This is a genomic window from Rhizobium sp. LARHSG275 (assembly GCF_052871115.1).
Genome location: NZ_JBIXJN010000010.1, coordinates 17,434 through 29,833 on the forward strand (window position 1 = coordinate 17,434; position 12,400 = coordinate 29,833).

The window sequence follows — 12,400 nt, forward strand, 5'->3', positions numbered from 1 at the left end:
GCATTGCTGCGCGGGGGCGGGTTTCGCTTTGCCTGAAAGTGCCCTGATGCGCGTAGACCTTTTCGATTTCGACCTGCCCGATGAACGCATCGCGTTGAGGCCCGCTGAGCCGCGCGACAGCGCGCGCCTGCTCGTCGTCGATCCGAATGCGGAAAGCCGCCTGTCGGATCATCGCGTCGGCGATCTCACGTCGTTCCTGCGGGCTGGCGACGCGCTGGTCTTCAACGATACCAAGGTCATCCCCGCCCAACTCGAGGGCATCCGCCATCGCGACGGCGCCGGCGGCCAGCAGATGTCTGCCACGCTGCACATGCGGGTGGGCACCAGCCGCTGGAAGGCGTTCGCCAAGCCGGGCAAGCGTATCAAACAGGGTGACCGCATCTCCTTCGGCGATTCCGGCGAAAGCTGCTTGCTCGGTTCGCTGGATGCCACCGTCGAGGAAAAGGGTGAGGCCGGCGAGGTGACGCTGCTGTTCGATCTCTCAGGACATGCGCTCGACGAGGCGATCGCCGCCGTCGGCCACATTCCGCTGCCGCCCTATATCGCCGCCAAGCGCCCCGAGGACGAGCGTGACCGCGCCGACTACCAGACGATCTATGCCCGTGAGGAAGGCGCCGTCGCCGCGCCGACAGCCGGCCTGCATTTCACGCCCAGGCTATTCGATGCGCTCGATAGCGCCGGTATCGAACGCCATTTCGTCACGCTGCATGTCGGCGCCGGCACCTTCCTGCCCGTCAAGGCCGACGATACCGCCGATCATAGGATGCATCTCGAAAGCGGCTATGTCAGCGCCGAGATCGCCGCCCGGCTGAATGCTGTGCGGGAAAGAGGCGGGCGCATCGTCTGTGTCGGCACGACCTCGTTGCGGCTCATCGAGAGCGCCGCCGAGGAAAGCGGAGAGATCATGCCCTGGGCCGGCGCTACCGGCATCTTCATCACGCCGGGTTACCGCTTCAAGGCGGTCGACATGCTGATGACCAATTTCCACCTGCCGCGCTCGACGCTCTTCATGCTGGTCTCGGCCTTTTCGGGCCTCGATACGATGCGTGCCGCCTATGACCACGCCATTCAGACGGGCTACCGCTTCTATTCCTATGGCGATGCCAGCCTTCTCTTCCGGAAAGACTAGATGACAGACACCTTCCAATTCACGCTTGACAAGACCGATGCCGGCGCACGCCTCGGCCAGATCTCCATGCCGCGCGGCGAGATCCGCACGCCGGCCTTCATGCCGGTCGGCACCGTCGGCACGGTTAAGGCCATGTATCTCGACCAGGTGCGCGAGACCGGCGCCGATATCATCCTCGGCAATACCTATCACCTGATGCTGCGCCCGACGGCCGAGCGTGTCGCCCGTCTCGGCGGCCTACATAAGCTCATTCGCTGGGAGCATCCGATCCTGACAGATTCGGGCGGTTTCCAGGTGATGTCGCTATCCGGCTTGCGCAAGCTCGACGAGCAGGGCGTCACCTTCAAGTCGCATGTCGACGGCAGCCTGTACCATATGTCGCCGGAGCGCTCCATCGAAATCCAGGGGCTGCTCGGCTCCGACATCCAGATGCAGCTCGATGAATGCGTGGCGCTGCCGGCCGAGCCGAAGGAGATCGAGCGCGCCATGGAAATGTCGCTGCGCTGGGCCGAGCGCTGCCGGGTCGCCTTCGGCGAGCAGCCCGGCAAGGCGATGTTCGGCATCGTCCAGGGCGGCGATATCCCGGCGCTGCGCATCCGCTCGGCCGAGGCGTTGAGCCAGCTTGGCCTCAAGGGTTATGCGATCGGCGGCCTGGCGGTTGGCGAACCGCAGGACGTGATGCTGCAGATGCTGGAAACGACGTTGCCGGTACTTCCTCTGGAAAAGCCGCGTTACCTCATGGGCGTCGGCACGCCTGACGATATCCTGAAATCGGTCGCCCGCGGCATCGACATGTTCGACTGCGTCATGCCGACCCGCTCCGGCCGTCACGGTCTGGCTTTTACCCGCCGCGGCAAGGTCAATATCCGCAATGCCCGCCATGCCGAGGATATGCGCCCGCTCGACGAACAGTCGAACTGCCCGGCCTCGCGCGATTATTCGCGTGCCTATCTGCACCATCTCGTCCGCTCCAACGAGGCGCTCGGCGGCATGCTGCTCTCCTGGCACAATCTCGCTTATTACCAGGAACTGATGCAGGGCATCCGCAAGGCGATCGCCGAAGGCCGCTTCGCCGATTTCATGGCGGAAACACAGGAGGAATGGGCGAGGGGTGATCTCGAACCGGTGTAAGGTTACTCCGCTCCCGCGTTGCTTGCCGAGGGGACCGCAGACGCCGGGTTTGGCGCAACCATCGTCTTGAGCTTTTTGCGCGCTGGCTCGTCGAAGCGAATGGCAACGATCCCAGCCGCAATGAAAATCGCTATCACGACGACCATACCTGATGCCGGAGAGGCCGGAAGGTCAAAGCCCTTTTGCCGCAGTGACTGCAGCAGACTGAAGATTGGCCCATGTAGAATATAAATCGGATAGGAAAGCCTCCCCAGCCAGCGGAATAGCAGCTCGACCGAACCGGTCTGCCTTGTGCGCATCGCGAGCCAGACAATGGCCGGAAAGACCACGAGGCATATTAAGAAATCAAAATACGGGAAACCGAAGAACGTGCTGGCCGATATGCCTATGATGAAGATCAGACATCCACACAGACAAAGGCCGACAATGTTGCCGTTATTGGCCGTAGTCGGGTTCTGGATATCATAGAGCCTGTAGAGGCAGATCCCGAGCGAGAATGAGAACAGCACCCTTGAAAAGCCAAATATGAAGTAGCCAGGCTGGTGGCCGATGTCGAGGTTGCCTCCGACCAATGCCCCGCACATGGTGATGCCCGCAGTCCCCAGGGCGATGGCGAGCAAGCTGCTGAGTGACAGTCGTGTCAGAAGGACGGAGAACAACATCCCCGCCCAGAGCTCGAAGAAGAGCGACCAGCTAGGCCCATTGAAAGGAAAGAGACTTTCAAGATTTGTGCTTGGAACGAACAGGATCGCCTTCAGCAGAAGGCCTGCCAGGGTGAAGTAGTCCAACCCGTTTTGAAGTGCATAGTTGAAAAGGCCAATCGGAAGCGAAAGAAGATAAAGAGGGTAAAGCCGAATGATACGCTGCAGCAGAAATCCGGCGGGCGAAATCTGTCCCGTCGTCAGTTGCCTCTCATATGAATTTGCAAGAACGACGCCGCTCAATAGAAAGAAGAGGTCAACGGCAAGGTAACCGATATTCGCCGGCATCGGACCCAGCGTGCCACCGGTATGAAGGAACATGACCACGACGGCCGCAATTCCTCGCAACGCCTCAAGAGCTGTGAAAAATTGTTTGCCAGCGTTCAATATAACAACCCTCCGTTGGTAGTTTGTTACTCCAGGAGGATTTCTAAATCGTTAGCGCAACGAGACCGTGTAAATCAATTGGGTCCCGTCGAAGAGAGGAGACAGCGCGTTAGATGCCCTTGCTGTCCGCGTCCGGCATGATCTGCACGCCATTGATCCTGTAGCTGCCGTCCGGCTGGCGGGTGATCTGGTAGATCGCCGTCCAGTCCTTGCCGTCGCGGCCCGAAATCAGCACCTCGTGATAGATCAGCGCGCCGTTGTCGATCGAGCGGCTGCGCCCGAAGGCATAATTGCCTGGGTGATAGACCGGCTCGTAGCTCTTCTTCACCATGGCGAAAAACAGGTTCTTATCGGGATACATCGCCCTGATGCCGGGCGCGGCGAAGGAATAGGCGGTCTCGGCATCGTCCTTGAGGAAGGCCTTGATCTGTTCCTCGATCATCGTCCGCGTCGTGTCGATCGGATCTTCGGCGCGGGCCGATACGGAGGAGAGGGCGGATGCGGCACACAGGATGAGAACTGCGAAGAAGGCGCGCATGGATTGATCTCCGGCTCTGTCAGGGAAACGATCCCCCGACAGGCAGAAGTGTAGGCGATTTCTGGCGCAAGAAAAGCGGACTTTACGACCAGCGCCGGAAGAGGGCGCTGGCATTCACCCCGCCGAAGCCGAAACCGTTGGTGATCGCATAGTCCATTGCCAGCGGCCGCGCCTTCTTGCCGACGATATCGATGCCGTCGGCGGCTGGATCGGCCTGATCCAGGTTGCGGGTCGGCGGCGCGATCTGGTCGCGCAGCGCAAGGATGGTGAAGATCGCCTCCAGCCCGCCGGCGGCACCGAGCAGATGCCCCGTCGCCGATTTGGTCGCGCTGACGGCAATGCCGCCATTGCGGCCGAAGATTGTGCCGATCGCCGCGATCTCGCCTCTGTCACCGACCGGCGTCGAGGTCGCATGCGCGTTGAGATGCTTGACCTCGGAGGCGGGGATCTTTGCCTGCCGCAGTGCCGCGTCAATCGCCCGGCGGGCGCCGTCGCCATCTTCAGGTCCTGAGGTCATGTGGTAGGCGTCTGCCGCCGTGCCGTAGCCGACGAGCTCGGCGAGTGGTGTGGCGCCGCGGGCAAGCGCGTGCTCGAGCGTCTCAATGACCAGGATGCCGGCGCCTTCGCCCATGACGAAACCGTCGCGGGCCGTGTCGAAGGGCCGTGACGCCAGCTCCGGCGTCTCGTTGAAGCCGGTGGAAAGTGCACGTGCAGCGGCAAAGCCACCGAGGCTCACCTTGTCGATGCAGGCTTCGGCACCCCCGCAGATCGCCACATCCGCTTCGCCGGAGCGGATCAGCCGCGCCGCATCGCCGATCGCCTGGACGCTGGCCGCACACGCCGTCACCGGGGCCCCGAGCGGCCCCTTGAAGCCGTAGCGGATGCTGACCTGGCCGGCGGCGAGGTTGACGAGGAAGGCGGGCACGGTGAAGGGCGACAGCCGCCGCACGCCGCGCGTTTCGCCGATCCGCACCGCTTCGGCGATCGCCGGAAAGCCGCCAACCCCCGACGCGATGATCGTTGCCGTGCGCTGGCGCTCGGCTTCGTCGGTCGGCATCCAGCCGGCCTGTTTTACTGCTTCCTCCGTCGCCGCCATGGCGAAGTGGATGAAACGGTCCATCTTCTTCTGGTCTTTCGGCGGGATGTAACGATCGGGATCGAAGCTGGCCTCAGCATCTTCTGCGATACCGGGAACGATGCCGCCGACCTTGGCCGAGAGCTCGCCGACGATATCCTCCGCCAGCACCCTCAGCCCCGAACCGCCGTCGAGAAGGCGCTTCCAGGCGGGATCGACGCCGGTGCCGAGTGGCGAGACAAGTCCCATTCCGGTGACAACGATACGATCCATTTCCTTTTCCTTTCTATGCGTCGATGCCGAGATACCAGGCGCGCATGCGGGCGATCCGCTCATGCACCTCATCGTCGGCGGCAGGGCCTGCAAGCAGGCTGGTGTTTTCGGGTGTCACCTGTTCGCCGGTCCGCGCATCGACCAGCACCGCCTGACGCTCTTTACCGGAGGCGGCATCGCCCAAGAGAAAGGCAAGGTCTTCCTCAGGAATGTGCCGGTTTCCCCAGGAAAACAGGGTCATCAGAACAGGAAAGAAATCACGGCCCTTGTCCGTCAGCCGATATTCGTAGCGGGCAGGGCGCTGATGGTAGAGCCGCCGTTCGAACAGCCCCTTTTCCGTCAGGTGTTTCAGCCGCCGTGTCAGGATATTCGGCGCCACGCCGAGGCTTTTCTGGAATTCGTCGAAGCGCGAAAGCCCCTGGAAGGCGTCGCGCAGGATCAGCATGCTCCACCAGTCGCCGACGCTGTCGAGCGCGCGCGCCGCCGGGCATTTGAAGTCACTGAAGCTCGTCCGTTGCATGGCTAATGTCACTATAGCAGTGACTATCATCATGCAAGTTACTATGTGGCGTTGCCCTCGAAAATGCGGGCGAGCAGCATGCCGGTGACGAGCATGCCGATTGCCATGAAGATCGTATCGCCCGGCGTGCCGATATAGAGCGGCCCGACATTGGCAAACAGCAGGAAGGCGATGACGAAATTCGCCCAGCCCCAAACGACATTGGCTGTCGGCGAGCCAAGCTTTGCCCCTTGCGCGAATGGGATGCGGAAGCGCCGGCCGCTCACTCCGTTGACGAAATGCGGGATGCCGTTGGTCAGAAATGCTGCGGCGATAAAATGGGCGATATAGGCGATCCAGGGCAAAGGCTTCTCCGTTGCGGCACGAGTGGCGTCAACGGAGAATGTGGCCGGGATTTTCATGCCGGCAAGAGGAGGCTAAAGCATGTCGCGCAAAAGCGTGCAGCGGTTTTGCGGCAACGATATGCGTAAAAACAAAGAGTTAAAGCGAAAGGAGCGAATCTGAAAGATCGTGACGCGCTTTAGAAACGCACGTGGTGCGGCAGCCCGCTGCTGAATAGCGACGGGCCTGGCCGGGTCAGATCAGCACGAAATCCTTGAAGTGAAGCGCCGGAGAATTGTCGAGATCGGCGACATGGATTGCCGCACCCGCGGCACTTCCATCCGCATCAAAGGATAGAATGCCGCTGGCCTGGTCGTAGATCAGTCTATCGTCAGCTTCGAGCGCTTTCGTACCGACAACGAAATTCTCATCCGAAAATCCGGATAGGCTGAGTGCGGCGAAAATCGAATGGTCGAGCAGCAGCTTGTCGCCGGCCGCCGAGGAGAAATCCCGGATCTTGTCGATGCTCACATTGTCGGGCTTAACGTCGAAAACGAAGGAATCGGCCCCGCCGCCGCCGGTCAGAATGTCTGCGCCGGCTTTGCCGATCAGCTTGTCGTTGCCGAGCCCGCCGCTCAACTGGTCGGCGCCCTTGCCGCCATTGAGACTGTTGCTGCCGTCGTTGCCGGTCAGCACGTTGGACGTGTTGTTGCCCGTCGCGCTGAGATTGGCCGTTCCGGTCAAGGCAAGGTTCTCGATCGTTCCGGCCGTGCGCTTCAGATCGGCCAGGCTGAAGGAAGTCGAAGCCTTGACGGTGTCCTTGCCGGATCCGGCTGTTTCATCGGCAAAATCGCCGGCATTGTCGACCACATAGGTATCGTTGCCGGCGCCCCCCGCCATGTGGTCGGCGCCGGTGCTTCCATCGAGGATATTGTTGCCGGAATTGCCGACGAGAACATTCACCAGGCCATTTCCGGTGCCGTTCAGATTGGCGGTGCCGGTCAACGTCAGATTCTCGACGTTTCCGATCGTATGCGCCGTATCCTTGAGGCTGAAGCTGATCGACGACATGACGGTATCCGTTCCGCCGCCCCGGCTTTCGTCGACGATTTGATTCGCATTGGTCACGGTGAAGGTGTCGTTGCCGGTGCCGCCGTAAAGATGGTCGGTGGCCGGCGGCGGTGTGCTGGCGCCGGTGCCTGCTACCTCGACGATAACGGGATGGTCGACGACATCGAGCGTCAGCGATGAGACGTTGCTGAGGCTTTTGATCGCCGTCGTTCCGGTCAGCGGGTCGAAGACCTTCACGGAGCCGAACGAGGCGCCGAGATTGACTTTGACGGCCTTGTCCGCCGCCTGAATGGCGGTATCAGTGGACTGGTTCCAGATATCGGGCTCATTCCAGATGGTGATCTGGTAGCTTCCGTCCGATTTTTCCGTCAGCAGGCTGCGGGCCGAGGACGGCAGACCGTCGATCGAATAATTGAGGGTCCCCGTGCTGAAGCTCGCCTTCGCAGCGCCTTCGTCCGCAAGGATTTCGGTCAGATTGTGGATCGCCGTCGCAGCCGGTTTGGCGGAATAGTCGAGATGAAAAAGGCCGAAATGCTTTTCCTGATTGGCGCCCTGCGGATCGGAATAGGCGTCCAGCAGCTCGTAGATGAATGTCTGTTTCGATCCGAGTGCGGCGCCGTCCATCAGCGTATTGAGCAGGAGTTTTGCCTGCGTCGCTTCACTGACGCCTTCCCAGCCGCCATTGGTATCGGCGGTGAGCGAGGTGTGGTAACCGGTCTCGGTGATCGCCAGCGGCTTGCCGGGATCGGCAGCGCGCTGAACGCCGGATTCTCGGGAAAGCCACGAATATGGCTGGTCGCCATCCTTTGCATAGGTGTGGATCGTCGTGTAGTCGGAGGCCGACGCGACCGTATATCCGGTAAAGCCGAGAACGGGGATATTCTTCAGCAAGGGATCGGCGTTGACCGCGGCAGACAGGTCCTTCTGATAGGCGACCGCTGCGGCCTGGCCGCTCAGGCCGTGGTAGCTGACCGGCCAGTTGTTGACTTCGTTCGGGCCTTCGATGCCGACGACCGATCCGGGATGGGCTTGCACGAAATCATGCAGCCGCTGGGTGACGGTAGCGGGGTCGACTTCCCGCTGGGCGCTGAAGACGAATTGCACGCCGGCTTCGGCGGCATCGCCGAGATGCGTTTGGCCGTTAGGATCGGAGGCGGAGTTGGGGGCGTGATCGCGAACTGTATCAAGGCCAAGATAGTCGAGAGCCTTAACCACTTCTACGACGTTGGAATATTTTCCGTCGGTGTAGTCGATATGCGTGTCAATTCCAAAGGAACGAATAATATCGTTTATTCTAACGGCTTGAGCCATAAATTTTTCTCCCGGTTTACGAGGGAATTGGCAATGGGAATGAATCCCCATTTGTTGCCACCAATTCGATTTAATACACGAGGAGGATCGTGCGGAGCTGCCTCGTTATCCATGATATATTGTTGCGAATGTGGCCCGTTTCGGATTGCATTTATTATGAAATCTGCGCTTGCATTTTTTCGTCCGGCCGGCTGATCATGCCCGAGTGGGACGGCTCATAGGCAGAGTCCGGCGAAATCCGGCATGGTTTTGGAGGCTCCGATGACCGTCAATGTTCAATTCCGGTTTCGCAGCGGCCTGCCCTCGATGGCGTTCGACAATGTCCGCCTTCGCGGCAGTTGGGACGAGCAAGGCCGCCCCTCGAACGAGTGGACGTCTGTTCCTATGCAGCGCTCTCGTGACGAGGATGGCTATGATGTCTTTGTCATCAGGGTTCCCTTTCCCGATGACGCGATCGGCACACATTTTCGCTGGGGGATCGAACTCGATCGACCCGGCGTTTCAAGCCTTTGGGCGATCGCCGCCGAATTGGACGACGAGGCCTCGGCGCTTCGCGAACGCTCCTTCGATCTCCAGCAGGACTTGGCGCCGCAGACCTATTATCTGACATGGATCGGCCGTCTGGGGGCGAACCGGGTTGAAAGGCGCGACGGTGCAGACGGCATTCGTTTTTCGGTCTGGGCGCCGAACGCCAGGGCCGTTTCGCTCGTGCTTGCCGATCCCGCCGTCGGTTACATCGCCGATGACGGCACCGGAGCGGTCGCAACCATCAGGATGCGAAGGACCGTTGACGGATTCTGGAGCGTTGAAACCGGCGAGGACCACGGCCTTTCCGATTTCGACCGCATGGTCGGCACGCCCTATATGTACCGCGTCACCAGGGATGATGGATCGCTCGCCTACCGCACCGATATCTGGTCCCTCATGCAGATCGGCGCGGGAGACTTCGATCCCGATGGAGCGATCTATCACGGATCGCCGGCGGCATTGGACGGACCGCAAAGCTGTTCGGTGGTGTGCGACCCGAAGCGGTTGGTGCTGCCGTCGGGGGAGGAGCTTGCCGCCGAGGCGTTCTGGGCCGACGAATTCGCCGGCGATCGAAAGCTTCCGGATCGGCTCGAGGATCTGGTGATCTATGAACTGCATGTCGGTGCCCTCGGTTTCGGTAAGGCCGCGCCCGGCACGCTTGATGATGCCATTGCCTTCGTCGAGCATCTTACCGAGCTCGGCGTCAACGCTGTGGAACTGCTGCCGATTGCGGAATTCGAGACGCGGGCCAACTGGGGTTACGGCACGTCGCATTTCTTTGCCGCCGATCAGGGGGCTGGCGGTACCGACCGGCTGAAGATGTTCGTCAAGGTCTGCCACCAGCGCGGCATCGCCGTCATCCTCGATGTCTGTTACAACCACTTCGATCCGGATGGCGAGCGGGCGCAATGGGCCTATGATTCCAACGATCACACCCGCAATATCTATTATTGGTACGAGGGACGCCCCCGCGATTACGCCGACCCGACAGGCGGCTATATCGACAACATCTCCACGGGATGGGCGCCCCGCTTCGACGAGGAAGCCGTGCGCCAGCTTTTCATTTCGAGCGCGGCATTTCTCGTCTCCGTCTGCCATATCGATGGTTTCCGGCTCGATCAGACAAGTTCGATCCATCAATATCCGGTTCTGCATGCCGATGGCCGGCGCGCCGATCGCGCCGCTGCCTTCGGGGCCAAGTTTCTGAAGCAGTGGACCCGCACGATGCGGCTGATCAAGCCGCAGCTTTTCCTGACGGCCGAGGATTATTCGGACTGGTCGGCGATGACCGAGCCAAGCCTGACCGGCAACGGGCTCGGCTTCGATGCGACCTGGTATGGCGATTTTCATCACAACCTCGTCGAATACCACGGCGGCGCACAGGCGCAGCTGTTGAAGAATGCCGGTTTCGGGGACAAGCGGGCGCTGACCATGTCGTCTCTTGCCGGCGCATTGCAGACGAGCGCGCGATCCAAGGTGGTCTACAATCAGTCGCATGACGATTGCGGCAATCGTGAAGGATCGGCACGGACCGCTGTTATCGCCGTCAATTTCGCGCCTGTTGTCGGCGAGACCAGGGCGTGGGCAGAGGCGAGATCCCGTTTCGCGGCTGCGATGACGCTGCTATCACCGGGGACGCCGATGTTTTTCATGGGCGAGGAAATCGGCGCCCAGAAGCCCTATCGCTACAATGATTTCCTCGAGAACCGGGAGAATATTCTCGGCGAAGCTGATGGCAGTGGGGCAGGGATGCTCAGCTGTTATCGCGATCTGATCGCGCTCAGCATCCGCCAGGATGCCATTCGCTCCCGCAACATCTCCATTCCCCTGGTTCATGACGAAAATCGGGTGATCGCCTTTCATCGATGGAACGACGGCGAGAATTTCCTGGTCGTGGGGTCGCTGAATGACGCTCCCTTCGAACAGGGCTATCGGCTGCACAGCGAACGGCTGGGGGACGACCTCTGGGAGGAGATCTTCAACAGCGATTCCCGCACATATGGCGGCTGGAACATCGGTAACGGCGGCGGAAGAATCAGAGCCACGGCCGGAGTGCTGAATGCCGTGCTGCCGGCATCGGGTGTTCTGGTCTTTCGCAGGCTCTGACGCTTCCGACGTCCGGTATGGTCAGGCAAAGCCGAGCGGCAGATTTTCCACTTTTCTGTCATTGCCGTAGTCGCGCTCATGCGGCGAGCGACTGCGGCCGTCGCGGCGAGCGGAAAGATCGATCCGGTTTTCGGCGAAGATCCCATCGGGATAGGTGCCGGTGTCATGGCAATCGGCGTCGATCTTGGGTGCAAGGATTTTCAGGATCATCGGGGTTCCTCCACGGCGCAGCATCAACAGTTGGAAAGGTTGTCTGGTTCCATTCATAATCCCGCAATTATTAATAAATTAACCATAAATGCCGGTCTTCGGCAAAGGAGATCGCCATTCGCCTATCCGGACAGCCGCGATCGTTCTCAGGAACGTTCAATGGACGTTTGACGACGAGGACATCGACGCCAGCATTCCTCGATCGCGCGGAACAGCCGCGCTGTGTGCGCCAGCACTTCGGCGCCGACCTCTGTCTCGGCAATCGTGGTTGCCATGCTCTCCAAGCCGTCCGCCACCTCAATCAGCGCTGGCAGCATGTCGGCCCGTCCGATCGCTTCGGCCGATCTGGCCAGTTCGCGCAACGCCTCCGAATAGCTCGATATCAATGCGGGTTTCCGATCTGCCGGAATATCGCAGAACGAGCGTTTTTCAGCAGGCGACAGTGGTGACTTCGACATGGACGCGACCTGTTGAACCCCCAACGAGCTCGCATCCGCATTATTTCTTCCCGAGCCGGTCAATCGTCGCGAGGGCCGGCCGCTTGCATTGAAATGGAACTCCGGACCTGGATGGCCGTTGAGGTGCATGAACACAGGAGGTTTCCATGCAGCTGATCGATACTCGGGTGACACAAGCCGGCGACATCTTCACTGTCGAATTCCTGGGCGAGGGAGGAGAATCGATTTCCGTCAAAATCGACAACTCCCATGGCGAGCTCGACGACACGACGGCGGTCGACCACGCCAAGGTCATGATGGTTCAGCTGACCGCCTTTGCCGGCGGCGAAGCAGACGGCAGCATCAACCGTTACGATGCCTTGAGCAACGGCAATTTCGACGAAGGCAGCAAGGGCCTGATCGGCCAGCCGAGCGCGCGTTCGGCCGGCGATAGGCAAACGCTGGAAGAGGAACTCGATGAAGGCCTCGAGGACAGCTTTCCTGCAAGCGACCCTGTATCGGCAACGGTATCGTCCATTCCCGCAAACGCGCCACGGCACTGATTGCAACGCAATGTTGCAGGCGCCCGCATGTTCTTAATTCCAAACACCGGCCAAGGCTGCTCCGGTTTCCACGCGCTGCCTTGGTCTGCATGACAGATT

The 12,400-nt window shown here is 60.5% G+C and carries 11 protein-coding genes and 1 pseudogene; 4 read left to right on the plus strand and 8 right to left on the minus strand.

Annotated features, from left to right (window positions below):
* Positions 1-46: 46 nt before the first annotated feature.
* Together queA and tgt are read left to right on the plus strand one after the other, a co-directional pair.
* Positions 47-1,129 carry a tRNA preQ1(34) S-adenosylmethionine ribosyltransferase-isomerase QueA gene (gene queA, locus ACIPSK_RS14985; RefSeq protein ID WP_162119258.1) on the plus strand — a complete coding sequence of 361 codons (1,083 nt, stop codon included), beginning with the start codon at positions 47-49 and terminating at the stop codon, positions 1,127-1,129.
* On the plus strand, positions 1,130-2,260 hold the full coding sequence (gene tgt, locus ACIPSK_RS14990) for a tRNA guanosine(34) transglycosylase Tgt (protein ID WP_162119259.1): 1,131 nt from the start codon (positions 1,130-1,132) through the stop codon (positions 2,258-2,260). It begins immediately after the preceding gene.
* Positions 2,261-2,262: 2 nt separating this feature from the next.
* Here tgt and ACIPSK_RS14995 read toward each other — a convergent pair whose 3' ends face one another.
* The 6 genes from ACIPSK_RS14995 to ACIPSK_RS15020 form a co-directional block, all read right to left on the minus strand.
* Positions 2,263-3,348, minus strand: a complete 1,086-nt coding sequence (locus ACIPSK_RS14995) for an acyltransferase family protein (RefSeq protein WP_162119260.1) — start codon at positions 3,346-3,348, stop codon at positions 2,263-2,265.
* A 109-nt stretch (positions 3,349-3,457) separates the two neighbouring features.
* Positions 3,458-3,886, minus strand: a complete 429-nt coding sequence (locus ACIPSK_RS15000) for a DUF4864 domain-containing protein (protein ID WP_130743917.1) — start codon at positions 3,884-3,886, stop codon at positions 3,458-3,460.
* A gap of 82 nt (positions 3,887-3,968) precedes the next feature.
* Complete coding sequence (gene fabF / locus ACIPSK_RS15005; RefSeq protein WP_162119261.1) at positions 3,969-5,234, minus strand: beta-ketoacyl-ACP synthase II; 1,266 nt, start codon at positions 5,232-5,234, stop codon at positions 3,969-3,971.
* 13 nt (positions 5,235-5,247) lie between these two features.
* Complete coding sequence (locus ACIPSK_RS15010; protein WP_162119262.1) at positions 5,248-5,754, minus strand: winged helix-turn-helix transcriptional regulator; 507 nt, start codon at positions 5,752-5,754, stop codon at positions 5,248-5,250.
* Positions 5,755-5,795: 41 nt separating this feature from the next.
* Entirely contained in the window at positions 5,796-6,098 is a 303-nt protein-coding gene (locus ACIPSK_RS15015) for a hypothetical protein (RefSeq protein WP_162119263.1), read from the minus strand.
* A 232-nt stretch (positions 6,099-6,330) separates the two neighbouring features.
* Complete coding sequence (locus tag ACIPSK_RS15020) at positions 6,331-8,457, minus strand: calcium-binding protein (protein ID WP_446532943.1); 2,127 nt, start codon at positions 8,455-8,457, stop codon at positions 6,331-6,333.
* A gap of 261 nt (positions 8,458-8,718) precedes the next feature.
* Between ACIPSK_RS15020 and ACIPSK_RS15025 the strand changes: the two genes are divergently transcribed.
* On the plus strand, positions 8,719-11,091 hold the full coding sequence (locus ACIPSK_RS15025) for an alpha-amylase family glycosyl hydrolase (protein WP_162119264.1): 2,373 nt from the start codon (positions 8,719-8,721) through the stop codon (positions 11,089-11,091).
* 21 nt (positions 11,092-11,112) lie between these two features.
* Here the strand turns inward: ACIPSK_RS15025 and ACIPSK_RS15030 are convergent, their stop codons facing one another.
* Both ACIPSK_RS15030 and ACIPSK_RS15035 read right to left on the minus strand, forming a co-directional pair.
* Positions 11,113-11,301, minus strand: coding sequence for a hypothetical protein (locus ACIPSK_RS15030; RefSeq protein ID WP_026154148.1), 189 nt, complete (start codon positions 11,299-11,301; stop codon positions 11,113-11,115).
* A 156-nt stretch (positions 11,302-11,457) separates the two neighbouring features.
* Positions 11,458-11,759 (minus strand): annotated as a pseudogene (locus ACIPSK_RS15035) (hypothetical protein).
* Between the two features lie 146 nt (positions 11,760-11,905).
* Here ACIPSK_RS15035 and ACIPSK_RS15040 point away from each other — a divergent pair.
* On the plus strand, positions 11,906-12,301 hold the full coding sequence (locus tag ACIPSK_RS15040) for a hypothetical protein (protein ID WP_017960454.1): 396 nt from the start codon (positions 11,906-11,908) through the stop codon (positions 12,299-12,301).
* The last annotated feature ends 99 nt before the right edge of the window (positions 12,302-12,400 follow it).

Bases quoted from the DNA above. Each gene is read 5' to 3' on its own strand.
- ACIPSK_RS15040 (WP_017960454.1), top strand. From the start codon at position 11,906: ATGCAGCTGATCGATACTCGGGTGACACAAGCCGGCGACATCTTCACT.
- ACIPSK_RS15030 (WP_026154148.1), bottom strand. From the start codon at position 11,301: ATGATCCTGAAAATCCTTGCACCCAAGATCGACGCCGATTGCCATGAC.
- tgt (WP_162119259.1), top strand. From the start codon at position 1,130: ATGACAGACACCTTCCAATTCACGCTTGACAAGACCGATGCCGGCGCA.
- ACIPSK_RS15000 (WP_130743917.1), bottom strand. From the start codon at position 3,886: ATGCGCGCCTTCTTCGCAGTTCTCATCCTGTGTGCCGCATCCGCCCTC.
- fabF (WP_162119261.1), bottom strand. From the start codon at position 5,234: ATGGATCGTATCGTTGTCACCGGAATGGGACTTGTCTCGCCACTCGGC.
- ACIPSK_RS15020 (WP_446532943.1), bottom strand. From the start codon at position 8,457: ATGGCTCAAGCCGTTAGAATAAACGATATTATTCGTTCCTTTGGAATT.
- queA (WP_162119258.1), top strand. From the start codon at position 47: ATGCGCGTAGACCTTTTCGATTTCGACCTGCCCGATGAACGCATCGCG.
- ACIPSK_RS15025 (WP_162119264.1), top strand. From the start codon at position 8,719: ATGACCGTCAATGTTCAATTCCGGTTTCGCAGCGGCCTGCCCTCGATG.
- ACIPSK_RS15010 (WP_162119262.1), bottom strand. From the start codon at position 5,754: ATGCAACGGACGAGCTTCAGTGACTTCAAATGCCCGGCGGCGCGCGCG.